Origin of the sequence: Enterococcus gallinarum NBRC 100675 (assembly GCF_001544275.1) — a bacterium.
In the GTDB taxonomy this organism is placed as follows: Bacteria; Bacillota; Bacilli; order Lactobacillales; family Enterococcaceae; genus Enterococcus_D; species Enterococcus_D gallinarum.
Map to the genome: position 1 here is coordinate 26,104 of NZ_BCQE01000020.1, position 26,051 is coordinate 52,154.

At 32.3% G+C, this 26,051-nt stretch carries 23 protein-coding genes and 3 pseudogenes; all 26 read right to left on the reverse strand.

Translation table 11 applies throughout. From position 1 onward, the window contains the following. Nucleotides 1–179: 179 nt before the first annotated feature. Nucleotides 180–1,019, reverse strand: a complete 840-nt coding sequence (locus EG2_RS12205; RefSeq protein WP_060814970.1) for an MBL fold metallo-hydrolase — start codon at nucleotides 1,017–1,019, stop codon at nucleotides 180–182. Between the two features lie 424 nt (nucleotides 1,020–1,443). Then, a complete protein-coding gene (locus EG2_RS12215) occupies nucleotides 1,444–2,622 on the reverse strand; it encodes a tyrosine-type recombinase/integrase (RefSeq protein WP_060814972.1) in 1,179 nt (392 codons plus the stop codon). A 102-nt stretch (nucleotides 2,623–2,724) separates the two neighbouring features. After that, nucleotides 2,725–3,036: a helix-turn-helix transcriptional regulator gene (locus EG2_RS12220; RefSeq protein ID WP_060814999.1), complete on the reverse strand. Its 312-nt coding sequence runs from the start codon at nucleotides 3,034–3,036 to the stop codon at nucleotides 2,725–2,727. A 351-nt stretch (nucleotides 3,037–3,387) separates the two neighbouring features. After that, a complete protein-coding gene (locus EG2_RS12225) occupies nucleotides 3,388–3,633 on the reverse strand; it encodes a helix-turn-helix domain-containing protein (protein ID WP_060814973.1) in 246 nt (81 codons plus the stop codon). Beyond that, a complete protein-coding gene (locus EG2_RS12230; RefSeq protein WP_060814974.1) occupies nucleotides 3,627–4,028 on the reverse strand; it encodes an RNA polymerase sigma factor in 402 nt (133 codons plus the stop codon). The genes EG2_RS12225 and EG2_RS12230 overlap by 7 nt, the downstream gene beginning before the upstream one ends. Nucleotides 4,029–4,258: 230 nt before the next feature. Next, entirely contained in the window at nucleotides 4,259–7,555 is a 3,297-nt protein-coding gene (locus EG2_RS19895; RefSeq protein WP_060814975.1) for a Rib/alpha-like domain-containing protein, read from the reverse strand. A gap of 1,010 nt (nucleotides 7,556–8,565) precedes the next feature. Then, nucleotides 8,566–8,797 (reverse strand): annotated as a pseudogene (tnpA, locus tag EG2_RS18485) (IS200/IS605 family transposase); the annotation flags it as partial. Nucleotides 8,798–9,081: 284 nt separating this feature from the next. Beyond that, complete coding sequence (locus EG2_RS12240) at nucleotides 9,082–10,632, reverse strand: polysaccharide deacetylase family protein (protein ID WP_060814976.1); 1,551 nt, start codon at nucleotides 10,630–10,632, stop codon at nucleotides 9,082–9,084. 898 nt (nucleotides 10,633–11,530) lie between these two features. After that, nucleotides 11,531–11,770 carry a helix-turn-helix domain-containing protein gene (locus EG2_RS12245; protein ID WP_060814977.1) on the reverse strand — a complete coding sequence of 80 codons (240 nt, stop codon included), beginning with the start codon at nucleotides 11,768–11,770 and terminating at the stop codon, nucleotides 11,531–11,533. A 23-nt stretch (nucleotides 11,771–11,793) separates the two neighbouring features. Then, nucleotides 11,794–13,317: a zinc ABC transporter substrate-binding protein AdcA gene (locus EG2_RS12250; protein ID WP_060814978.1), complete on the reverse strand. Its 1,524-nt coding sequence runs from the start codon at nucleotides 13,315–13,317 to the stop codon at nucleotides 11,794–11,796. Nucleotides 13,318–13,334: 17 nt separating this feature from the next. After that, nucleotides 13,335–13,457 (reverse strand): putative metal homeostasis protein, encoded by a 123-nt coding sequence (locus tag EG2_RS18895; protein ID WP_002322279.1) that lies wholly within the window; start codon nucleotides 13,455–13,457, stop codon nucleotides 13,335–13,337. Between the two features lie 29 nt (nucleotides 13,458–13,486). After that, nucleotides 13,487–14,470, reverse strand: a complete 984-nt coding sequence (locus tag EG2_RS12255; protein WP_060814979.1) for a CobW family GTP-binding protein — start codon at nucleotides 14,468–14,470, stop codon at nucleotides 13,487–13,489. A 23-nt stretch (nucleotides 14,471–14,493) separates the two neighbouring features. Then, nucleotides 14,494–14,643: a 50S ribosomal protein L33 gene (gene rpmG / locus EG2_RS12260; RefSeq protein ID WP_002297320.1), complete on the reverse strand. Its 150-nt coding sequence runs from the start codon at nucleotides 14,641–14,643 to the stop codon at nucleotides 14,494–14,496. 20 nt (nucleotides 14,644–14,663) lie between these two features. Beyond that, on the reverse strand, nucleotides 14,664–15,041 hold the full coding sequence (locus tag EG2_RS12265; protein ID WP_060814980.1) for a hypothetical protein: 378 nt from the start codon (nucleotides 15,039–15,041) through the stop codon (nucleotides 14,664–14,666). 31 nt (nucleotides 15,042–15,072) lie between these two features. Then, the gene (gene rpmF / locus EG2_RS12270) at nucleotides 15,073–15,252 is read right to left on the reverse strand and encodes a 50S ribosomal protein L32 (protein ID WP_002297318.1); all 180 of its coding nucleotides are present in this window, start codon (nucleotides 15,250–15,252) and stop codon (nucleotides 15,073–15,075) included. Between the two features lie 14 nt (nucleotides 15,253–15,266). Next, nucleotides 15,267–15,536, reverse strand: coding sequence for a 30S ribosomal protein S14 (gene rpsN / locus EG2_RS12275; protein WP_060815000.1), 270 nt, complete (start codon nucleotides 15,534–15,536; stop codon nucleotides 15,267–15,269). Between the two features lie 877 nt (nucleotides 15,537–16,413). After that, nucleotides 16,414–16,646 (reverse strand): annotated as a pseudogene (locus EG2_RS18490) (metal-dependent transcriptional regulator). A gap of 17 nt (nucleotides 16,647–16,663) precedes the next feature. Then, nucleotides 16,664–17,608, reverse strand: coding sequence for a metal ABC transporter substrate-binding protein (locus EG2_RS12280; protein WP_060814981.1), 945 nt, complete (start codon nucleotides 17,606–17,608; stop codon nucleotides 16,664–16,666). Further along, a pseudogene (locus EG2_RS12285) lies at nucleotides 17,605–18,451 on the reverse strand (metal ABC transporter permease subunit). The gene EG2_RS12280 and the pseudogene EG2_RS12285 overlap by 4 nt, the downstream one beginning before the upstream one ends. A 1-nt stretch (nucleotide 18,452) precedes the next feature. Then, on the reverse strand, nucleotides 18,453–19,172 hold the full coding sequence (locus tag EG2_RS12290; protein WP_002406972.1) for a metal ABC transporter ATP-binding protein: 720 nt from the start codon (nucleotides 19,170–19,172) through the stop codon (nucleotides 18,453–18,455). A gap of 447 nt (nucleotides 19,173–19,619) precedes the next feature. Beyond that, nucleotides 19,620–20,567: an LPXTG cell wall anchor domain-containing protein gene (locus EG2_RS12295; RefSeq protein ID WP_255210086.1), complete on the reverse strand. Its 948-nt coding sequence runs from the start codon at nucleotides 20,565–20,567 to the stop codon at nucleotides 19,620–19,622. Nucleotides 20,568–21,427: 860 nt separating this feature from the next. Next, nucleotides 21,428–21,832 carry a PTS sugar transporter subunit IIA gene (locus tag EG2_RS12300; protein WP_060814982.1) on the reverse strand — a complete coding sequence of 135 codons (405 nt, stop codon included), beginning with the start codon at nucleotides 21,830–21,832 and terminating at the stop codon, nucleotides 21,428–21,430. Nucleotides 21,833–21,846: 14 nt separating this feature from the next. Beyond that, on the reverse strand, nucleotides 21,847–22,329 hold the full coding sequence (locus tag EG2_RS12305; RefSeq protein ID WP_082709565.1) for a PTS system mannose/fructose/N-acetylgalactosamine-transporter subunit IIB: 483 nt from the start codon (nucleotides 22,327–22,329) through the stop codon (nucleotides 21,847–21,849). A 19-nt stretch (nucleotides 22,330–22,348) separates the two neighbouring features. Further along, nucleotides 22,349–23,161 (reverse strand): PTS system mannose/fructose/sorbose family transporter subunit IID, encoded by an 813-nt coding sequence (locus EG2_RS12310; protein ID WP_060815002.1) that lies wholly within the window; start codon nucleotides 23,159–23,161, stop codon nucleotides 22,349–22,351. Continuing rightward, nucleotides 23,154–23,939: a PTS mannose/fructose/sorbose/N-acetylgalactosamine transporter subunit IIC gene (locus EG2_RS12315; protein ID WP_060814983.1), complete on the reverse strand. Its 786-nt coding sequence runs from the start codon at nucleotides 23,937–23,939 to the stop codon at nucleotides 23,154–23,156. Before EG2_RS12315 ends, EG2_RS12310 begins: the two co-directional genes overlap by 8 nt. Beyond that, nucleotides 23,939–26,014 carry a glycoside hydrolase family 31 protein gene (locus tag EG2_RS12320; protein ID WP_060814984.1) on the reverse strand — a complete coding sequence of 692 codons (2,076 nt, stop codon included), beginning with the start codon at nucleotides 26,012–26,014 and terminating at the stop codon, nucleotides 23,939–23,941. Before EG2_RS12320 ends, EG2_RS12315 begins: the two co-directional genes overlap by 1 nt. Nucleotides 26,015–26,051: the final 37 nt, after the last annotated feature.

Below are 26,051 nucleotides of genomic sequence, written 5' to 3' on the forward strand. Positions count from 1 at the left end.
TCTATTTTTTCCTTTTTCGCAATTCAACTGGTATCTTTTTTTATTAGCTACTCTCCTTCATCAGCAAGCGGTTTATCTCAGACTATCAAAAAAAGCGAATCGAGGAGATCAAATATAGGTCCTCAACTCGCTTATTAAACTAACGATAGCGTATACGTGCTATACGATTTCCAAGTGGCTCAAAGATGGATCTCCAACCCGTCATATGCGGTAATGATCATTTCTGAAGCTGAGAGATCTGCCATTTCTTGATAGGTTCTCCCTCCATTGTGAGAGAAATGATTGGCGACAAAGATCGTCTTTTCAGTCGCTAACTTGCGATCCATCAGTTCCTGTTTCATTTGAATATTTTGCAACCAATTCATATGATTGGCCATTTGGTCAGCATTGTTCTGTCCCGTGCAATCCATTGATACACAATCAAAATTAAACTTATTTGCTTCTAAAAAAGCAAACATCTCTTCCGTCAAGTAGCCTGTATCGTGTCCATAGAGAAGTGTTTTGCCTGTTGGATCTTTGATGACATAGATAAAACAATCTTCGGCAAAATGACCATGTTGTGCCGGCAAAGAATACACCTCATAGCCATTGATCCATGTTTTTTGATACGCTTCCAAAAGATGATACGTCAGACGTTGTTCATCGTAACGTCCTTCCAATTGAAACGCTCGGTCATAAAAACCTTTCACATAGGCATTGCCATAGACAGCCAATTGGGTCGTGATCCCATTGGCATAGCCGGACATTCGATAAGCTAAATCTTCTCCGTAAAAATGATCTGAGTGCCAGTGGGTCAGCAATAACGCTTCGACGCGATTATAATCCACTCGACCACTCAATCGGTGCAGGTAACTGTCCCCAGGAAAATCGATCAAAAGCTTGCCATCATCCAACAACGTTTGCGTTTGGGTCCGAATCTCCCGTCCTTTTTTCTCCATCGCATGACGGCAGATCCTACAATTACAAAATATGGCTGGGACACGTTCTGCCGCAGCAGTACCCAAATAAGTGACTTTCATCCTCATCCCTCATTTCAATTTTTATCTTTGTTTAGGTATAGCATAATTTTTATCGACTTTCATGACTTTTTCGAGATTCTAATCAAACTTTTCTTCGGATTCAATCAAATCCTCAGTCAGAACAAAAGACAATTTTCGAGATACTGTTAAAAAATATGCAGCTACATGATCAGCCTTATTTACTTGCGCATGAGGTATTAAAGCAAATGATAGGATCCCTCCTGACCAAAAGAAAAAAGCCCTTGAAATCAAGGGCTTTTGCTTCATCTGATAATAAATGATTAACGACGAATTTCTTTGATACTTGTGAAAAGTCATTAAAGTATTGATATAAAAGTTTTTCTCTTTTTCTGACTACACTTTGACTAAAGCATAGTCACAACACCTATTTTAGATTCTAAAATACCTGCACTTCTGCCAAAATCTAATTTTCTAATGAATCAAAAGCAAGCAAAGGCTTTATTCTTTCGTTTGATGTTAAATGCCGATATATTTTTGAAGTTGTACTATCTGTATGACCTAAACGATCCTTTAAAACATCCCAACTGCAATACTCAGCTACTAAACTAGCCATCGTATGACGAGCCAGATGAGTATGGAAATTTTTGTTGATTCCACATCTCTCTACACAGCGCTTAACGTGGTCATTTACATATTCACGACGATAAGGAACTCCACGCTTACCAGGATCAAGATAAACAAATAAATAAGTCTCGTCTACAACAAAATTGCTATTTCTTTTTGTTTTATTTAATACATCAATTAATTCGTGCAATTTCTCCATTACTAACGGTGTGACAGGTACTCTTCTAGCAGAACTAACAGATTTTGTAGTTTCAATTCGAAAATCTTTGCTTTTTCCTTTTACTGCCGTCTGCTTATAAAATAAGATTTCATTTCGTTCAAAATCTATATCTTGAGGTTGTAAAGCAAGTGCTTCACTCACACGACACCCAGTATAAAACAAAACATGAAAAAGAACAGACATGGGTAATTCTTCATAAATGATCCCATAATTTAAAAAAGTTCGCAATTCATCTACTGTTAAAAACTTATCTTCTAAACTATTAACAGACTCTTTTAAATCTTCAACTGTTAACTGATACTTAGGCATTTTTACAAACTCCATTGGATTTTCATTTATCAAATTCTTTTTCTTACAATATTTAAAAATCATATTTAGAACTTGAACAAGAGATTGTAAACTATTTTTAGCATAACCAACATCAATGCCGTCAATTCCTTTTTCTTTTAAAATAAAAAGGAATTTTTGTAGTTCTTCTGAAGATAAACTGCTTAATTTTTTATCACCAATCCATCGATTAAGTATTTTTACCTGTTCTTCTCGCTTATCATATGTTGCCCTCTTTTGTTCGTTTAGTGATCGATAATATTCAAACCACTTTTGACTAACCACATTGAATTTATCATTACTAGCAATTCTTTTTTGCTTATTTCTGTGTTGTTTTTCCATTTCAAGATAAGCTAGCTGAGCCTCACGCTTAGAATTAAAACCTCGTCTCGTAGTTCGAAAAGCCTGAAAGTACCAAGTAATTTTTCCTGTTGCAGTAATATGTTTTTTAAAACGACTCATATTTTCCATTTGTTTTTACCCCCAATTATGAAGGAACCCAACAATCGGAAACTCTTGAAAATCTTTCTATTTATAAAATAATTATACAATATACAGACGAAAAAATAAATTCTACAATTCTCGTAATAAACGAAACTGATCACAAAAGTATTCTTCCTTTCCTTTTTTTATCCACTCCAAAATATCATCTCTAAGGTAATGCCCTTTGATGCCAAACCAGCATCTTGGAAAATTATCTAGTTTTATAAGACGATTTAAAGTACTATCACTTATTTGAAATTGTTCTTTTAGATCTTTATTTGTTAAAACTAACGGTAGGTCATTTATTCTCTTTACTTTATTGATAGAATCCTCTAGCTTTTTGGGATTAAATAAACAATTTTCTAACTCTGATGAATTATTTTTATTGTTATTCTTTGACATGATTATCTCTTCCCTTCTATTATTAAGGATTAATCTATCAGCTGCCTTTGTCAAAAGCACATAGGAATTTCACCTCTCCCCAAGTTTACGGCGAGCCTTACGGAAGTATCATTATCCCAACCTCAAATCATCGCTTTTTATTGACTATAAAAATTATTTTAGAATATTTATCGCTCCTTCTTTATAATAAGAGATCATGGCGTAACTAAAATATGCTCCTTGAAGTGTTAACGTACTGATAGAATATATTTATTTTTCAATGAACAATAGGTTTTCTACCTAAAAGAATCCGCTAATCTAAAGTATTAGAAGACTCTTTTTGGTAGAAAAAGTAGAAAGGGGAGTTTTTAGCTAGTTAACTTTAAATTTCAATATAGCTTCTATTAATTTAACTTCTAATTGCCTTAGCATATATTCATCCACATAGGTAATAAATTGCCCCACCTCATTAAATCCATTTGTTAAACATAACTTAGCTATATAATTATGATAATGTTTGAGTATCATCTTGATCGAAATTGGATCTTCTTCTAGAGCAGATAGGATAATAGATAGTGGAACTAATGGATACTGCCATTTTTTGGGTTTATCTACCATAGGTCATACCCCATTTTCAATTGTTCAACTGCCTTCGTTCGTTGATACCAGATACCACTTGTACTCATATTGAGAATTCTACCGATTTCAGCATCATTAAAATCGGCAAAATAATAAAGTAGAATAATCTTCCTTCTTATATCCGATAACTGATCAATTGCTGCTGATAACTTCTGATCTGAAATTAATATCTCCATTCCAAATAAGAAATAGACATCTTGTTCATCAAAATTAGTTTGTGGATACTTCCCTTCATTTACATCATTCAGTGGTTCCTCATTATCTTTTATTCTAGTGTTTCGTTTTCGAATAGACTTAGCTTCGTTTCGTAATACTTTTTTGCAGTAGGCATCAAATTGGTGTTGTATAGATTTCTCATTGTAGTTTTGTTGCACGATAAATATGCTCCTTTTCCCCTTTCCACTAATACAACAATCAGAGAGTGCCTTTTTTTCGAAAAAACTAAAAAAATAATCATACTTTTTAGGTGGAATTTCATTCTCATAAAAAAAAAAAAAAAACGATTAGTATCACTAATCGTTTTTGAGTATTCCTTGCAAAAGCCAAATTACTTTTATAGTTAAAATTTGATATTGATAATCATCCTTCTTTCGGTAGTGGGTAATCATTTTGATCTTTCTATTCTACTTGATGATTTTTTAGACTCTCTCTTTTTATAATCAATTAGGCCTAAACTTCCCAACAATAGAAGACCACCAAAGATAGTAATCATATTTGTATCCTCTTCACCTGTTTTGGGTAACATTTTCGCTTTTTTAGCTTGTTTCCCTACTTGTGTAGTGTCCACTGGGGTGACGACTTCCACTTTACTTCCTTCTGGAAGATTGAGAATGTTGTCCGTTAGGTCAACTCCTTCTCCTTTATGAACTTCTTCTGGCATGATTTGTTCTGGTTCAATTGTTGGAATTGGTTTGATTTCTACCCAATCTACTTTATCTTTGACTGTTACTGGTACCTTAACCGTTGTACTTGATCCATCTGGGAAGGTGACTTTCACTTCTCCTTTATGTTCACCTACTTGTGTAGTGTCCACTGGGGTAACGACTTCCACTTTACTTCCTTCTGGAAGATTGAGAATGTTGTCCGTTAGGTCAACTCCTTCTCCTTTATGAACTTCTTCTGGCATGATTTGTTCTGGTTCAATTGTTGGAATTGGTTTGATTTCTACCCAATCTACTTTATCTTTGACTGTTACTGGTACCTTAACCGTTGTACTTGATCCATCTGGATACGTAACTTCTATCGTTCCTTCATACTCACCTGGCTGGGTTGTATCAATGACACCTTCTGGTGTAGCATCGTTCACTTTCGTGCCTTCCGGCAACTCTTCCAAGTTAGTTACATTATCCGTCAGATCAATCGTTCCTCCGTAGTTGACTTCTTCTTTTTCTACTTCTGGAGTATATTTTTCAGCATCATTTCGATTGTCCACTACTTCCACTGGAACTTTCACTGTATCTTTTGTTCCATCTGGATACGTAACTTCTATCGTTCCTTCATACTCACCTGGCTGGGTTGTATCAATGACACCTTCTGGTGTAGCATCGTTCACTTTCGTGCCTTCCGGCAACTCTTCCAGATTAGTTACATTATCCGTCAGATCAATCGTTTCTCCATAGTTGACTTCTTCTTTTTCTACTTCTGGTTCATAAAATTCAGCATCACTAGAAAGTTTCTTATAATACAAATTAATGATATTTCCATCTTTTTGTGTGATTATTAAACTTTCAGGATCGGCAGTCACAAACTCATAATTACTAATTTCGTATGTTTCCCCCATATCCATTCCATTAATTTCTTGACCAAACGTAGAAACTAAGTAGGTTGATTCACGTAACTTCAATAATTGTTCTGTATCCTTGGTTGAATAATCATAGAAATTAATGGTAGTAGGGAATAAATTAATGTAACTTGAAGCAAGTGAGTTTCTTACTATTCTCTCTTGATCATTTTTTTTATCTGTAAACCATGTTTTAATTTCTGCTGATATCAATTGATCTTCATCTTCAATTAGAGGTTTAGGCATAACAGGAATATCAATAAAGTTTGCACCAACAAATGGTGAAGAACTCAAAGTATTCATAAAGCTCTCAACAGCATTAACGTAGTAAACTCCGTTTTCATACTGACCAGCTTTATCCTTGTTGACTTCAATTTTTATTTTATTATCTACAAACATATTCTTTTTCAACATGACAGGTGCATTTGATCCACCGTCATGATGGTTGATACTATTTTCTCTGTATACTTGCCAAATCGTAATATAATCATCATCTGAAACTAAATTTAATATTTGTGGATCAATCTCAATATTAAATGAAACAGGTCGACCTAAATCAAGTGCCGTTCCATATAAAAGGTTATTCATGATCGTATTCTGAACTCTAATCAGACTTTTATCAGTTCCTTCGAGAATACTACTGAACTGACCATCGCTTCCCATTTGCTTTCCTTCATAAGTGGTAGTAATTGTATGGACAGATGGTGAGTTTAACCAATTTGAATTATTTTCATCTGGCTCCTCTTGTGAAAGATCAACAATAGTATTCTTATTTAAACTTTCTTTAGCAATAGTTGCAACACCAGAACTTGATTGACCTTGTAAACGAAGTTGAACACCAAACTTATCCCTTCCAAGCTCTTGCTGTAACTCTGCGACATCTTTCGATAATTTTATATAGATATTCGCTTCATATCTTTCAGCCTCGAGAGGAACAGATGGAAATACCCCCCAGTTTCCAGATAGCGCGCCTCGACTCTTAGGATTCGTGCCCGGAATACGTATGAAAAATTTATCTAATAACACACGATAGATTCCGCCAGTTTTTTGATCTACTTGTGCATAAGCATCACTTACACCTGTCGGAGTTCCAAAAGTATTTACATTGCTCAATGTATTAGTATCTACTTTTTCAAAATATCGTTGGTACCCAACTTGTGCACCGATGTTTACGGTATTTTTTATGTTAATTTCTTCAATATATTTCGTAAGCTCTGGATCCACACGAAGATAAATCCAATCAATTGAAGCAGGCGTTGCTGCAGCTCTGTAAGCCATTTTCAAATGTAATTGAGTGGGATCATCAGTTTTTACACCCACATAAGTAATTCCAGTCTGAGTAATCAAACTTCCAGAAATGTTAGAATTGTCTGGTAGTGCCCAATCTTCTAAAAAGTTTTCTCCAGTTTGAACATCAAGACTCCTAACACTTCTACGTAAAGTTCTTGATGCTGATGATGAATTATTTTCCTCTAATAAAGAAATACTATCTTTTTTGATCGTTTTTTGTGGAGTAACATTTTCTATAGCAGTATCTTCTAAATTAACTAAGTCCCTTGTTGTATTAGATAAAACTGTCGTATCTTTATCTACTTGTGAAGTATTGCTTTTTATACTTTCTTCTGTAACTCTTGTCATCTGATTCTCAACTAAAGCAGCATCATCGCTATCTTCATGAGGATGTACTTCTAATTGTTGAATAGCATCATTATCAGTCAAGACTTCCTTTTGAATAATACTCTCTGACTGAACTTCAATACTATCTTCAGATAAATTTGTATTTTCTTGATTGTTAGTAGTTTCACCAAATGAATTTTCTGATTCAGAAATGGTTGCTTTCGAAGCTAGTTCTAGATCTTTATTTATAGCACTATCTTCCGACACATCAATATTTTGTTTTTCTTCTGAATTACTTTCTTTTAGAATAGAATTATTCAAAGTAGATTGGATTTCAGTTGATTGATTTATCTCCGTTGTTTCACTAGCAAAAGAAACTGTAGGACAAGAAATTAATCCTATTCCTAAAAACATTGCACCGATAATGAAAGAAGCCGCTCCACCTCCTCCTTTTTTCTTTTTAATTGCGTACTTAAACTTCTTCTCGCTTCTTTGATAAAACATACTTTATCCTCCTAACATAAAAAGTTATCAAAAAGAAAACCTAAAAACGAACGTTCATTTTATAAGAAAGGTTAGAATAGATTCCCTTTCTCAATTTATATGTTAAATTAAATTTATAATATTTTCAATATGAACGTTCACTTTTTATTAGTCACAAAAGATCTATTTCTTTTGTATTCATTTAACCTTTTTTCTCGTTGATAATAATAAAGGGAAGGATTTAATTTATAATCAAATGAGAATGATACTCAAATAAAGGAGGAATCTTAGTAGAGATTATTATGAGTAAAAACGAATTTTTTTAATATAAATTCACTTAATAAGTCAAATAAGACTGCCAATAAAATGATGTTCCTCAAGTAAAAAACAGCTAAAACTCTTTCTAAAGTGGCTGACTACTAACCATATAGTGGGGAAAAGATAAATAAAAACAAACAAGTGATTATATACTCAACAATCAGTTTAACCATTGCATCCATTCTAAAAGATGCTGATCGCCATTATCAAATAAAGAAATTTTTCAACTTTGAAAAAAGGTTCATAAACTCGACATTTCTTATTAAAAACTTAACTCATAGTATTCTTCCTAAAATAAACATGATAATAATATCAATATACAACGATCTTATAGAGGTTATTAGCAGTATAGATTGCATAAGTTTCTTTTCACGTTTTCTTTTTCTTTTCCTTCAAAGAAAAAGAACAGATCTTTCTTATTAAAAAATTTGTTTTGAATAAAATGGATAGGATGACTTCATTTTAGTAAAAGCTGAAAATAAAGAATCTAGAAAGTCTATTCTTAGAAAATTTAGTTCTTTATTGCATAAATAACTATGGCGAATTAAAAGATATAATCAATATCAAAAATCAAAATCAAAGAATGTGCCCAATCAAGGGAGAAGCAAAAGCGTCTTTCCTTGATTCGTTGCAATGAGGTTTTTACGGGGTTCAGTCTATCTTTATTACCAGAATATATTTACCTTTCTAAATTGATCAGTGACGTCTTTTTAGTAACCCATAAAACTGGAAATACTATTTTTTGACGTTATTCTTACTAACAAATGAATATAACATGAGCTTTAATGATTTCAATATCTTTCATCTCACACAATTTTCTTAATATCTGACCAATACCTACTCTTAACTTTCCATAAATCACTTTTCGTCGATACTTTGGATAAAGAAAATATGATACTTACAATTCCATCTCGTATGTGCTACACTTTTATCGTCGGTAAACATTAGAAACTCCTTTCGATCTGATATGCGGTTAGTAGCCATTATTAGTATATCGAAAGGAGTTTTTTATCGCTAAAGCTATTTCGTCCACGCACAGAAATGCGTGTTTTTTTGTTTCGTACGCTACGCGAACGAGACTGACTAAAGTTAATAACTAAAAGAGTATTAAGTATACTTACAACAGTTAGTATACTTAATACTCTTTATTAATTTGTTTTACATGACTTTTCATCAAATAAGGAAACTACAAATATAATTTCTTCAAATACCACTCAATCTAATTACAGTTAGTCTACTAGTCGCTCATCATTCATACCAAAATATTGATGCAATGGTTTTTGTTTTCCTGACAATAGTTGATCGATCGTCACAAATTCGTACCCTTTATTTTTTAACATGGAGATCATATTTGGTATGGCTTTAACTGATTCAGGATGGATATCGTGGATTAAGATGATTGCACCATTATAAACATTCTGTTTGACAACATTATTGATTGCTCTAGGATTTTTTGATTTCCAATCCTGTGAGTCAATATCCCATTGAATAATTGGCATGCCAATTGTTTCAGCACTTTTTTTGTCAATAGCGCCATAAGGGGGACGGATATTGCGAGGCAAGACGCCTGTAGCCTTGAAAATTGCTTTATTAGCTTTATTTATTTCACTTTGTAATTCATCTGTCGAAAGTGTATTCAATTGTGGATGAGAATACGAGTGACATGCTACCTCATGACCCTCGTCGTGGACTTGTTTTGCAACATCTGGATTTTGATCCACCATCTGTCCTAACATGAAAAAAGTAGCTTTCACGTTATCTGTTTTTAGTATATTCAACAAATCAAGTGTTGAGCTATTATTTGGACCATCGTCAAAAGTAAGAGCGACGTACTTTTTATTTTCATCTAATGCAGGTAATGTATCTTTTATACTTTCTTGCGAAACCAGATCTGTATCAATGAATGGAGCAATATCTTTGTATTTTAGAGTGACTTTAGAAGTTCCAGTTGAATTTTTTGGTAAGACGATAGTCAATTCATCAGGTGTATAAGTCATTTTACTATCATAAGAAATTCTATCCATTGTTAATACAGCATCAATGATTTTTTCAGGTTCTTTGGCTTGATCAAGTATGGATTGCTGAATCACCTGTTGAATACCTAAGAGACTTCCTTCATCTGGAATCAAATCCTTATTTGTGATTTCTTTGCCAGTTTTTTTGAAAATATAGATATCTTTCTCAGAAATACTATCTGGCTTTTTGAAATTTTCCTTACTGCGATCCCAGATAAAACTATCTGCTTCAATTCTATATTGATTAACTTTAGAAGATATTGCTGTTGCTTTTATTCTGGCAACTGTGAGCACTTCTTTTTCACGATGCTTTTTTTGTTGCTTTTGAGCAAGCTCGTCTAAGAGCTGGTTTGCATTTTTGAAAGGAACAGTATTTTCATCAACTGGACGGTAAACAAGGCACTTATTTTCTCCGTCATTTATAGTATCTATTTTCGTTGAAATTCCACTTTGGTCTTGCTCTTCTTGGATTGAAGCCATGAGATTTTTTGCAGCAGTTTCATATTTGGCTTGAGCTTCTGCTTCTTGCTGTTTTAATGTATAAACAATATAGCCGCCAGTAGCGACAATTACTAGAATAAGTGCGGTAAACAATGCGAATATATACTTGCTATAATTAGATTTTTTCTTCGGTATTTTTGGTTGTTTGTTTTCGTTTCCGGTTTTGGGCTTTACAGCTTCATTCAATTGATTTGTATTTTCACAGGTATCAGGTTCTTGTTTGTGACGTTGGCTACGACGTGCATAGGTATTTTTGTCAGACATATGACTTTATCCCTCCATTTATCATCATAAAGTAAAATAAAACAGCGCAATTATAATGAAAACGAATTCATAGATAATTTTTAAGGAAAGTTTTTTCTATTATTCTTTTACTTTCGGCGTAGTAATTATCGCTAATTCCTCACCACTTTAGATATTGTGGCTACTTAATTTTCAACTCAGTTTTGATAACATTAGAATCACTAGTTTTGATTTTAGTTTTTGAAATTGTACCATTCGATAGATTAATTAGTATGGTTGTAGTCTTTGAAATACCAATAATGGTCTAGGATTAAAAATATAAACTATTATCCAATCTTGTTCTATTTGATTAAACATACTATTTTAATACTTTAATTATTAGTAATTAGCTAAACAGAATCACTTGCTTTGATAGTGTAGCCAGTTTCTCTTTATTTAAATTATTCACTATTAGGCGAAAGGATGTTATTTCAGAATTTCTATTCGAAGAAACTTCTTTTTTTGTTTTTTGTGCATTTGATTATGCATCTTATTACTTTGTTAAGTTCCCTTTAACAATCTATCAAAGAAGACTATTTATTAAGTCTCTAAAGAATTCACCATAGTAGTAACACTTAATACGAGAAACTAAAATACTGTAAATAACATATTTGTACTTACACCAATTTAAAATATTTTTTCTACGTATTGCTTCCTCCTCTCTATTTTTCAATCATTTAAAAATCACAATTAATAGTACAAAAACTTTTATTAACAGATACAATAAAATATTATCATCAATTTTAGCATTGTAAAATAATTAATTATAAATAATAGCATTACAATTTTGTAATATTTTTTCGAATATGTTAATTCCTATACATAATAAAGAGCAGATCAAATCCTAATAAAAGAAAATTAATCTGCTCTACTGTTACAACTAATTAATCAAACTATTATATCGTTTTGCTAAACGTCTACTTCTTCCAGTATTGACCTTGATAAAACAACAATCCCGGTCTTGTTTTAACACTCTACGAACTGTATCAACACTAACATGTAAAGTTGCAGCAATATCAGCTAATGTACTCCCATTTAATCTCATTTGCTTTGCAAATCGATAACGCCGATAAGCATCAATATTCTTGGAATCCATAGACAATAATACTTTTCTTACCATGTATTTTCTCCAAAGATTGGATTTTAATGGGCCATCATTTCTTGAGCAATCTCATGCTCAGATAATGAAGCTGGATAGAAAGTAGGCCAATTATGCATTTCATTATAAAGTTTTTCTTGACTTTCTCCACCAAAGAAAATATGGAAATGCTCTGCCTTACTTGGTGCAATTCCATGATCACTAAATTGAATATATTTAAAGCGACCAGCACCTGCATCATCAGTTTCAAAATTAAAACGAACACCACGGTTTCCTTTTTCATAATTCAAAATTTTGTATCCAACATATTTGTATGTGTATTGATGATGTTCACCGTTGACTACAAAATCAATGGTGTTGTCTTTAATGTTGATAGTATCAATATCTGTCTTATAGCCAGTAGTATAATAATCTTTGTACTCGGCAGCTGTCATGTCTTTATTGAGTTTTGCTTTGTAATCGAAAACTTCATCCAAAATTCCATCTTTTAACAACGGATAAACAGATTGCCATTCGCCTGTATAATCACTCAATTCGCGATCCTTCACATCGGCATCTTTAAAGTACCCATTAGCAACTGTCTTTTCATCCTTCGCTTCTTTTTCTGGAACTACCTCTTCACCAGCAACCATAGTTGTTTTCTCTAACGCTTTTAGATTGTCTTCCATTACTGAAACATAATCTTCACCATTATCCATTTGTTCTTTTGTAAGACTTTCAAGAGGATTCAATACTTCCAATTTTATCCCAGCTTCATTGGCCAAAGTTTTTGCGATTTTATCATTAGCATTCTTTTCAAAATAAATATAATTGATCTTATTTTTTTTAACATACTCTTTTAATTCAGCTAATCGACCAGAAGATGGCTCTTCTTCAGGACTTAGTCCAGCAATAGGAACTTGTATCAATCCATAATCCAAAGCTAAATATCCAAAGGCTGCATGTTGTGTCACAAAACTTTTTTGTTTCGCTTCTTTAAGACTAGTGGTATAGTCAGCATCCAACCGTTTCAGTTTAGTCAAATACTTTTCAGCATTTGTCTCAAATACTTTTGCTTTTTTCGGATACAATTTAACTAACTGATCCTTGATATTTGAAACTTCCTTAATTGCCATTTTGGGTGAAACCCACGTATGAGGATCTAGTTCATGATGGTGATCTTCTTCTCCGTGATCATGATCTTCTTCTTCACTACCTGGCAATAAAATCATGTCTTTTGTTCCTTCTACTACATTAGGCCCAGCTTTCTTCCAACTTTCTTTAGCTTTTGGTACCCATGATTCCATGTTTTCGTTATGATATACAAAAACATCAGCATCATGAGCTTTTGCCATATCCTTAGCTGAGGGCTCATAGTCATGAGGTTCTGATCCCGCTGGAACCATTAAATCCACGTTCGCTTCATCGCCGACGATGTTTTTGGTGAAATCATACATTGGATAGAATGTTGTTACAATTTCTAATTTTCCATCTTTATCATTCGATACTTTTGCATCATTAGTGCTGGAGCAAGCTCCCAATAATCCTAGAGCTGCTATCCCAACAAGTCCTACACTGATTTTCTTCATTCTTTTTCCTTCCTTAATTATGCTAATTTCTTCATTTTATTTCGTTTATGTTCTTTGATAATTTTTAATGCCCTTTTTCTAGTTTTAATATTCGGGCTTTTAAGTCGTCGATATGCACTAGATATATCCGTTTTCTCCATTAGAAATTACCCCCAATCAATACTTATCATTATTTGCTTTCCGCCAGTAATTTATCAAAACTCTGTTTGATCCTTTCTTCATCCAACATTTTTCCGATTAGAATAATAGTGGTTTGGTCTTTTTGTCGAGTGGTGTATTGAAAATTAACCTGTTCGTTTACCCCTTGCATGGCAACTATAAAATCCTGCTCTTGTAAAGCAATCAATCCTTTAAAACGATACAGGCTCCCTTGGTTGGTTAAAATCAACCAGTCAATCCATTGGAGTAAAAAATCTTTTTTTATGTCTTGATCTGAAGTTAAGAGAATTGATTTAAACTCATGTACTTGATGGTGTTGATGATAGTGTTTGCCATTATAGTGATTTTCTGATGAATCACTTTCAAAAACTAAGGGATGATTAAATTTTTTCAAATTATAAAAATCCTTTTTTTGAATCGTTTCACTATGTGTGAACATTCGAATATCGGATAAAGGGTTAATACTTTTGATTTCTCTCTGTAATTTTTTTAGTGCAGATAAATTCAAGTTTTGTTTTCTAGACACAAAAATGCGATCTGCCATGACAAGTTGCTTAAGGGCTTGTGGTTCTCTTTCAATAAATTCAAAACTGTCACTATCAATAACAGTCAATAAACTATCGATATATACTCTTCCTCTTAGTTGAGGCGCTGTTAAAAGTGTTTGAATGATTGGTTGGGGATCTGCTATACCTGTAGTTTCAATGATGATTTGTGAAATTGGTTGTTGATGTTCTTCTATTGTTTCCAGTAAAGAAATCAATATTGCTAATAAATCACTGCGAAGACTGCAACACATACATCCATTATTTAGTTGTAACACCCGTTCCTCGCTATGAACTAATAATTTGTGATCAATCCCAACTTCACCAAACTCATTTTCAATTATAATAATTTCTTCCCTGGGGTAGGGTGAGACTTGCAAGGCTTGATTGATTAGCGTTGTTTTTCCAGCCCCTAAAAACCCAGAAACGATTGTAACTGGTATGCCCATTTTGTCACCTTTTTACCACTTAGCTATTTCACTTCTTTGAAAATTGCCCGTCTGCGCAATTTTGGCGAATACTTTTTTAATTCTAACCGTTCAGGGTTATTCCGTTTATTTTTGCTGGTGAGATACAGACGTTCTCCAGTTTCGACACATTCCAAAATAATATTTTGACGCATAAATCTTCCTCCTTCAATACTTATCGATCTTCAAGATATGCTTGAATTTGTTGTGTATCTTCAAAAGTTAACTCGCCAGATTCCAATTGTGAAACTAAATTTTCTTTCATATCAACAGGTATCTCCCAATAACCATCGATACATTGAAATAACTCCTCGTCATACTCTTCAAAAATTGGATAGATTCTTAAAAAATCATCAAATGATAAGCCTTGGTCCTCATAGTAATCTTTGACTAATCCATTTTCAATTGCCTGTTGGGTCGGTAAACCCGTTTCAGTAATAATTCCTCTCTCTACCATCGAACGATAAAAAGTGCATTTATCTAGCGATTGCTGGGTCGTTTCAAGATAATACTTTAATCCTTCTTCAACTAAAGGTGGGTAAATAATTTCCATTTTGGTTCCCTCCTAAAAGTTATATATTAAACTATTTTGAAGCTCCTTTAATTACTTTCTTTCCATTATAGTACCCTTTTAAAGATACATGATGGCTACGTCTATAATCACCATTCGCTTCGTCAAATGAAATTTCTGGTTTTACTACAGTTTGATGAGTTCTTCTTAACCGTTTCTTCGCCTTAGATGTTTTTCTTGCTGGTACTGCCATGATATTTCCTCCTCTTACCAACTTGCTTTTTTTACTCCAGGAATCAAACCTTGATGGGCAAGCTCTCTAAACTTAATACGGGACATACCAAACTTCCGCATATACCCTCTTGGACGGCCATCCGTCTGATCACGAAGCCTCAGACGATTTGGATTTGAATCTCTTGGCAATTTAGCAAGGGCGGTGTGATCTCCTACGGCTTTTAATTCTTGACGTTTGTCTGCATATTTTTCAATCATTGCCATTTGTTTCTTTGCTTTAGCAATTTTAGACTTTTTTGCCATATACATTTATACTCCTTCTGTTTTGATTTAGACGTCACAAATCGTAAACGTTACGTTTTGACATTGACACTTTACCAACAAAAATTTCTCTTGTCAACAATAAATAACATGAAATAAAACTCATATGAATAGATATCCATTTGAAAATGATTTTATCGATACATAGAGATAATCAGATTAATTAAAAGAACTTGTAGTTTAAGTGCAAAAAATAATGGTTCATTTTTATTAGTCCATTAAAACATAAATACCGTTTTAAGTAGCTTTTCTCTACTTAAAACGGCATTATGAAAGAAACTATAGTTTTATTCAATCTTTTATGTTTAACTCGTTTATTAATGATTTTGTAAGATTGTGACCAATTCTTATATTATAAGAAATAAACATTAAGTAACTAATTTGAAAAAGAATTGTAGCTGTATTCCAAAAATTTATAGGCTAATTATAAGCCTATCCTATCATCTCGATAGAACTTATCTTTTTTAGATAGATTGTTTAGACAAACAAAGCTATCTTAATTTGATGAAGTACATCCTTTTGAAAATAACTTAGTTCATTTTCTATTATCTTTCAGTAAGTGGCACGTAGTACCTAGTCTATATGAGAAAATTCGCCTTATATGATATTTTTAATTCTATAAATTTTTAAACATTAATGTCTATTATTAAACTCATTGCTTAAACCTAAACTAATGAGCAGCAACAGAATAGCTGATAAAAAAAGTAATCCTATAAGAAGTAATATACTCATCTAAATCATTCGCCTTTTCTAAAATAATCCAAGAAAGATTTAAAAAAATTATATCCAGCTATTAGGATAAGTCCTATCATAATTACTCCAATAGTCATTTTCTTATCCTTTCTAAATAAAAAGTCTTTTATATAAAGCTCTTTTTGTAATTGTCAATAAAGTCTTTCCCTTTATTTGTCAATTGACACCCTATGTTTAAATAACCTTCATATCTAAGTTTAGCCAACATCTCACTAACAGATGCTGGAGTAATGCTTAGAATTTTTGCTAAATCTTTATTTTTTAACTTTTTTTTCTTTTCGTCAATTCCTGAATTGCTAATAAATAAATCAGTATAGTAGTTGGTTTAATTTTTACCATACTCTTTTTCCTCCAATTTATTTTGAAAGACCTTCAGCAATTTTATCCAGGTTCCATTTCATCATCGCGTAGTAACTATCACCATCTTGTCCTTTCTCTGCAATTGAATCAGTAAAAATCGTTGAATAGATAGGAATATTGGTATCTTTCGATACTGTTTTCATCGGTCTATCGTCCACACTGCTTTCTACAAATAAGGAAGGAACTTTTGTTGTGCGTAGTCTTTCAACTAAGTGTTTAATTTGATCTGGCGTTCCTTCTTCTTCAGTGTTGATTTCCCAAATGTAAGCAGAAGGCACATTATACGCTTTCGAGAAATACTTAAAGCATCCTTCACTTGTAACAATCATTTTTTTATCATTCGGAATTGAAGCAAATTTAGATTTTGCTTCTTTGTCTAGTGTATTCAATTTTTCAATATACTTATCTAGATTTTCTTTATAGATTTTTTTATTATCAGGATCTTTTTCCGCTAAATGTTTTTCAATGTTTTTAGCGTAAATAATACCGTTTTCTAAATTTAACCAAGCATGAGGATCTTCCTTCCCTTTCTCACTCTGACCCTCTAAGTAAATAACATCTATGCCATCACTTGCTGCAAAATAGTCTTTGTTTTCCTCTTTGTTCGCATTTTTAACTAATTTTGTAAACCAAGCATTTCCTCCAGTTTCCAAGTTAACACCATTATAAAAAATCAAGTCTGCTTTTGAAGTTTTTTGAACATCTTCAGGCAAAGGCTCATATTCATGGGGATCTTTCCCAATAGGTACAATACTGTGTAAATCAATTTTATCCTTTGCTATATTTTCAGTAATATCTGCTAAAATCGAATTAGTAACTACTACTTTTAATTTTTCGTTCGAAGCCACTTTATCTTTACTATTTGTTGAACACGCTCCTAATATAAAAAGAGCAATCAAAATCCCCAGACTTCCCACTACTACTTTCCATTTTCTCATCATAACGATCTCTCCTTCTTTCTTAAAAATTTTTGTTTTGGTGAGATTAGAAAACTAATTACAAATAAGGATGCCGCTGTTAAAACAATACTTGATCCTGCGGCTATGTTAAAATTATAACCAATAAACAATCCAAGCAATGATGAGCTTGCCCCGACTGCTGCAGAAATAAATATCATAGTTTTCAAGCTATTTGCATATAAATATGCTGTAGCTGCTGGCGTGATTAACATTGCAACAATTAATATAGTCCCCACACTTTGCATAGCTGTTACTGCTACTAAAGTTAATAGAACCATCAGTAGATAATGATAAAAATTGACGTTCATCCCCATTGCTTTTGCCATTAATGGATCAAAAGAAGTAATTAATAATTCTTTAAAAAATAGAACTACTATCTATAACCAACACTAAAACAGAAACGCCAATCGTAATCCACTTATCAATATCTTGTACAGCTAAAATGTTTCCAAATAAGATATGAAATAAATCCGTTGAGCTATTTGCAACTCCTATAAGGATAACTCCTAGCGCTAAAAAAGAACTGAAAGTAATACCAATTGCTGTATCTCCTTTTATTACACTATTGCTTTTTATAAAAGTAATAATGATAGAAGCTAATAGACCAAATACAATAGCACCAATAAAAAAATTAATACCTAAAATATAAGAAATTGCTACTCCTGGCAAAACAGCATGAGAAATAGCATCGCCCATAAGAGACATTCCTCTTAAAATAATAAAACAACCTACTGTTCCAGAAACAATCCCTATAACTACAGATGTAATTAGAGCATTCTGTAAAAAGTGAAAGTCATACAGACCATTAATAAAATTTTGAAGCATGTTATTCCCTCTCTCCAATAAATATAGTATCTCCATAGGCTTTTTTTAAATTCTCTTCATTAAATACAGATTCTACACTTCCGTGAGCAATTACATTTCGATTCAAAAGAATAATATTATCAAAATACTTCTTTACCTTGCTTAAATCATGATGCACAATTAGCACTGTTTTTCCCTGATTTTTCAATTCTTTTAACGTATCCATAATTATTCGTTCACTAATTAAGTCTATCCCTACAAATGGTTCATCTAAAAATATGAAATCCGCATTTTGAGCAAGACATCTTGCTAAAAGTACACGTTGAAATTGTCCTCCAGATAATTCTCCTATTTGATGATTAGAATATTTTCCCATATCGACCTTTTCCAAAGCCTTTGAAACTCTTTGCCATTCTGCATTTTTAATTCTTTGAAAAACTTTCATTCCGGCATACGTTCCCATAGATACACATTCTTTTACTTTTATTGGAAAAGTAAAATCAATATCAGCTTTTTGCTCTACATATGCAATCTTTACCAGTTTTTTATTGATATCTTCATTATTAATGGAGACCTCTCCCTGATGAGGGATAATATTTAACATTGCTTTAAGTAATGTAGATTTTCCAGCACCATTTGGACCAATAATACCTGTTAGAGCACCTTCTTGTATTTTTAAAGAAATCTCGTTCAATGCTAAAAAATCGTTATAACAAACATTAAGCTTTTTCACTTCTAACATAACTTTCTCCTTCTAAATGATAATGATTATCACGATTATATGGTATACAGAAAATATATTTTAGTCAAGCCTAAATTTTAAAATTTGGATTTTTTTCTGTTGCTGAAGATTAGGATGACAAAACTATTTGAAACTACCCGTATAGTAAGTAGTTTTCAAAACAAAAAAAGAGTGTTCTCTAATGAGAACACTCTCCTAAAAATACTTTATTTGCATACAAAAGAATTAGACTTGAAGTGGATAGGGAGCTAAATCTGTTTATAAGCATCAAGACATTCTCTTCTAGAAATGAAAAGTAGGTTATTTATCTTTCGTAACATGTTAGGCTTATTCAACTATGCTTCCAATCGAAATTTAATTTACTTAACAACTTAAAACTTTCTCTTTATTGATTTTCATATTTTAAATTGCTCAAATAGAATTAGAGAAATAATAATACTTCCCACATTAAAATTTATTTTTTTTCAGCCCTATAATACTTGCAATCGCCGTGAATAACCCTACATACACAGGAAGACCATTATATTTTTCTCCAGTTTTCGGTAACTCCATAGTATTTTTATTTCGATTGCCTTCTTTATTTTTTTCTTGATTCATTAGTTCCCTTTTTTTATTGCTATTATTATAATTTAGATTAGATGATCTTTTGTTGTTGTTAAAAAAAGTAGAAGGATGATTAAAGCTAGCTTTACTATCCGAACTTTGTTTAGAATTTGTATTTTTCGTTACTCCGGGTAATTTGACTGCTATGTCTTTCTCTTTTTCTCCACCAAGATCATATCTTACTGTATAGCCATTTCTTACTCCATCTGTTTCGATGCCATAATTTACTTCTTTTTTGATGCCATCTTGTTCGGTAAATGTTACCTCTCCGTTAGCGTCTACCTGTTTCTTAAGTACTTCCGTTGATCCATCTGTTAAGTTTCTTAACCGTACTTCTTTTCCCGCTTCAAGTGGTAATCCATTTGTATAATGTGCTTTTACCTTTAAACTAAGTGGTAACTCGGATCCTGGCAAATTCACTGTTATGTCCTTCTCTTTTTCTCCACCAAGATCGTATCTTACTGTATAGCCATTTCTTACTCCGTCTGTTTCGATGCCATAATTTACTTCTTTTTTAATGCCATCTTGTTCGGTAAATGTTACCTCTCCGTTAGCGTCTACCTGTTTCTTAAGTACTTCCGTTGATCCATCTGTTAAATTTCTTAACCGTACTTCTTTTCCCGCTTCAAGTGGTAATCCATTTGTGTAATGTGCTTTCACCTTTAAATTAAGCGGTACTATAATTTCTGCTGAATTTGTTAAACTTTCTGCACTAGTAATTTGTGGGGATTGTAGTGAAACGAAAGCTGTTGTAGATAGTAGCAAACCGCCAAGAATTATCTTTGATTTCATAATATCATTCTCCTTAAATTCTATTTATTAAGCTCAAAAAATAATTTTTATGTTAATATTCTAGCTATTAAAATTCTTAATACTACAAAAGGAAACCATTGTTTTATTGAATAGAAACATGTCCCTATCTCCTCTCTAATTAGCTTTTATAAAACGTAACTATTACGTTTTATAAAAACGATTTTACAAATTTACTTAAAAAATGTCAATAAAAATGAAGGTTCATTTTTTATTGAAGTGCCAAAAATAGATTAATATAAAATTCAACTCGATTTTTTTCAGATAGTTAAAAATGCAACTTCAGCTTTATTAGCTAAAAAGTTGCATTTTCCCCGTATAATAAATTTTATAGTCTAAAGCATTTCTAGAATTTGATTGGACAACATTCATATATATATCAAAAAAACTTTAACACAACTATATAATATTTGCATATAGATCATATCCCACCGCTGTTAAGATTGTTACATCTAGAATTAGTACCTACTCTGGCACTAATTTCCTAACCGTCTCATTGAAAATACCACTTATACTTGAAAGCATCTTCAATCTTAGATTGTCCTCCAAATAGTACACTCGAACCATTATTGCTTTACTATTTAACTATTTGGTTTTTATAGCAGTTCAAGCACTAGCTATACCGTGCTATTCCAAAAAGAGCCCTTTTAACATTCCTCTATTTCGCTAGTATTAATTATTTAAGATTATAATGAAAAAAACATATTTCTTACTATGGCTTCGTATCTAATTTTGATATTATGTAGAAAACGAATCATATTAATATCGAAAATAGCTTTCCTTTTGTTTTGATTTAAACTTTTTCAATTGAGATTAACAGAACTATTCTTCCTTCATTATAATTACTCTTCTCCACCATCCATCTGTATCTCAGGTATTTTAATACTACTTTTACCTATTTCTATTAAATGCTCAGCAAGTTTTTCTTCATTAATTTTAAAGTATGATTCTAATACCATCCCTAGATTCATTCCAGTTACTACTTGAATTCTTTTATCCATACTTGCTTTCATCATAGCTACATTTGCAGGTGTTCCTCCCATTAGGTCTACTAATATAATAATATTTCGTATGTCACTTGTTTCTTCCAGTATTTTATTCAATTTATTTATTGTTCCTTCAATACCGTCATTTTGTGCCATAGAAACTACCGGATAATTAATCTGGTTTCCAAGTATCATTTTAGCTGAATTTAATATTTCCTCAGCCATTAAACCATGACTCATTAAAATTATTTCATTAGTCATCGCACTTATTCCCCTTATAAAATATCTTTTAAGTAAGTTTTTTTATCGTCTGGTGTCATAATTGTAGTAATTTCAACACCAAGATTTAATAGCTTCTCGAAGGCATTTCTTTCTTCATTAGTAACGCTAATATTAGGACGTAAAACCGTTGTTCCTTTTCGATTAGACATGTTGCCAACGTTAATCCTATCTATCTGTAAATCATTTTCGATAAACGATAATAAGTCTACTGGGGATTTGACTATTAAAAGCACATTTTGCCCTTCATATTTTCCATTTTTGATATTGGTAATCGCTTTCTCTTCAGTTATAATTGAAGAACTGATTCCTGCAGGGACTGCCATCCTTAGCACCTGTTTTTGTATATCATTATTTGCAACAGTATCATTTACAACCATCAAACGAGTCACACCTAATTTATTACTCCACATTGTAGCTACTTGACCATGAATTAATCGATCGTCAATTCTAATATTTTTTATACCCTTCATTTCCACAAAAATTTCCTCCTATCATTTATTTTAAAATGCCTAGAGTAGCTAAAACAATAGACAGAACCATCACACCAAGAATTAAATAAATAGGTTTTACATTTTTTTTCAAAGACCAGTAAACTAAACCAACTAAGAGTGCAGGTAATAATCCTGGCATTATTTGATCTAGTATTTCTTGCCCTCTCATAGAAAAATCACCTTGTTTAAAATCTAAGACTACATTTGTTTTAACAACAGATGGTATTAATGCTCCAACAACCATTAATCCTAAAATTGAAGTCGATTCAGTTAAAAGTTTTAAACTTTTTTCAATAGTAGTAATTAATTTCGTACCTGAAGTATAGCCTATGCGAAATAATGGTATACTTATCATCTTTAAAGCTACACTTACAGCAATCCATAAAATAATTCCTACTGGACTACCATCAATTGCCATATTTGCTGCAATAGCCCCAAATATAGTCCATGGAATAACTACAAATAGACTATCACCTAATCCAGCTACTGGCCCCATAAGTCCTGTCTTAATCGATGTCACTGCTTCTTCAGTATTTTCATCTGAATTTTCTTCCATAGCTATATTAATACCTAAAATATACGGTGCAACCCAAGGATTTGTATTGAAAAATTGTAAATGATTTAGTACTGCTTTTTGTAACGCTTCTGGTTTATTTTTATAAGTAACTTTTAAGAATGGTAATACAGCGTAACAATATGCTAGAGCTTGCATCTTTTCATAATTTGAAGAAACTGAGCTTGTAAAAAACCATCTCCATAATACACTCTTTTTAATTTTGGAATTAACACCAAGTTTTGTCGTCTCCAAGCTATTCATCCTCATCCATACCTCCTATTGTATTAACAACGGTATTATTAATTACATTCTGACTATTTTTTTTATAAATAATTAAAGCTATAGCAGCGCCTATTAATGCTACTCCTAATAATGGCATTTTTAAGTAAACAGACATTACAAAACCTATAACAAGATAACTGAAATATTCTTTTGCAGGTAAGTATCGAAGCAATAAACCAATACCAACAGCTGGTAATAATCCCCCAGCAACTGTTAACCCATTTGTTAACCATTCAGGAGTATGAGCAAGAATAGTATTAATTAAAGATGGTCCAAAAATTACTGCCAACGCAACCGGTATGCCCGTTGTTGCCGCCGTTAAGAATACTCCAAACATTTGCATCTTGGAGATCATACTATAATCTCCTCGCTTTACACCTGCTTCTGCTTTATGAACCATCCAAATACCAATTGTATTTCTAATAATATCTAATTGAACCATTAATAGTGCTACTGGTATACCAATAGAAATCCCTACCGAAGATTCCTGACCAGTTGTTATGGTGATAAAAGTTGCGACAATACTTGCAGTTTGATAGTCTGGTATAGAAGCTCCTCCAAAATTACTAATTCCTAAAGACAATAATTGTAAGGTTCCCCCAATAAAAAGCCCAGTTTTTATATCTCCAAGTATTAAACCAGTTACAAATCCCGCTGTTACAGGTTGGTAGGTTCCGAACATTGTTGAATTCTTCTCAAAATTAATAAAAAAACCATATAACACAATTAAACCAAGTTGAATAACACTTATCTCCATTAGATCTCCTCCTTAATTATACTTAATAGTTTTGAAAATTTATCTTTTTGATTTGTCTTTATAAAAACAGGTATCATACTAATATCTGCTTCAACATCCAACGTTTGTCCACCATCATATTCTTCACCTGTCCATATATTGGTCCAGTTTTCATTTATTGGTAAGTAAACTTCTCTTACTGTTTCCTTATAATTTACAATCGGTGCAATTAGGAACGTATCTCCAAATAAGTAAGTATCTTCTACAGCCCAAGTATTATTATCTGAAGGATATTCATAAAATAGCGTCCTCATGATCGGATCTCCGAATCTATGAGCTTTATCCATCAAAGTACTGATATACGGTTTCAACGCTTCACGTATTTTTATATACTTAGTTAATATCTGCTCAACTTCTATACCGTATGACCATATTTCATTTGGTGCACCAGTAACCATCGAACCTCCACCATGATCCGATAAGGGTTTACTATGGGGTAATCGGTCACCGTGCATTCTTAAAATTGGTGAAAAAGTAGCATATTGAAACCAACGAATTAGCAATTCTCTAAACTCCGGATCTTCTGGATTTCCGCCATGAAACCCACCTATGTCAGTTGTCCACCAGGGAATCCCTGCTAAACCTACATTTAGTCCAGTATTAACTTGATTTCTAAATGCTTCAAAACTAGAATCAATATCTCCAGACCACAATAATGCACCGAATCTTTGTGCTCCAGCCCATCCTCCTCTAACAAGAGTAATTACAGGCTGTTCATTACTTAATTCTTCATAAATCATTGAAAGATAATCGATTGGATATAAATTACCACTATATAAATCAGTCCCCTTTTTATAACGATAATTATCAAAGTCATAAACGGAATATCCCGGCTCAGCTACATCTAACCAGAAATAATTAATCCCTTTATCAACATAATTCTTTTTAATTAGACTCCAAACATATTTCCGAGCTTCACTATTTGTCATATCAATAAAAATAGTGTTTCCTTGAATTTGCATGGTTAATCGAACTCCACGATTAACTTTTACTAGATAACCATTTTCTAAATATTTTTCATAATTTTCTGCATCAGTTTGTACTGTAGGCCAAATTGAGATTATTGGTTCCACTCCGTAATCAGTTTTCAAAGTCTTTAAAAATTTTTCTGGATTAGGCCAGTATTCCTCATCAAAACAATATTCTCCTTGCTTTGGCCAGTGAAAATAATCAATAGCGATAGTTGAAAGCTTTATTCCACGTTTATGATACTTTTCTACTACATCCATCACTTCCTCTGGTGATCTATATCGTAATTTGCTCTGCCATAATCCTAATAAACTATCTGGCATTTTAGGGACTTTTCCAGTTAGATTACTATAGTTTCTAAGTATTTCCTTTGGTTCATTTCCTGAAATTATTACATAATCGATATAATCAGAAGAATACATTTTCCATCGAGTTATATTTTTAGCAAAAGAAACTTCTCCAATACCAGGATTATTCCATAAAAAACCGTATCCAAGACTAGATATATAGAATGGAATTGACACCTGTGAGTTTCTTTGCGCTAATTCTAAAACAGTGTTCTTCAAATCAAGATAAGAATGTTGATATTGACCCATTCCGAATATTTTTTCTTTTGGATCTGATTCAAATCTAGTAGTTACTTGAAATTTACCATCCATATTGGACCGATATTCTCTTGACTTTAATTTCAATGTAGAATTAAAATCCTTTGTAACTTCAACTGAACCAGCATCTTCACCACCATCATCATGTTTAACAGCTCTTAATCTAATATATTCTTTTAGTAAGACATCGTTTTTTTCATTATAAAAAGTTAAACGATCACGATGATCTAGTACCGCTCTTATTTTCCCGTTAATTAATTCTGTTTTATTTTCATATTGATTTATTATCACTTTATTTAGGGAATTAGGCTTATCAATTAAGGAGTTTTGTCGGTCTTCATAGTTCATGTCTACAAATGAACGTATTCTAATAGCATTTTCCCCCCATGCTTCAATAATCAGTAATTCATCATCAAATTTTCTTGAAAAATAATTTGATTCAATGTTTATCACTTCTTTCATCCCACTTTCCTTTTCTTCTTAATTAGTTAACTCTTAT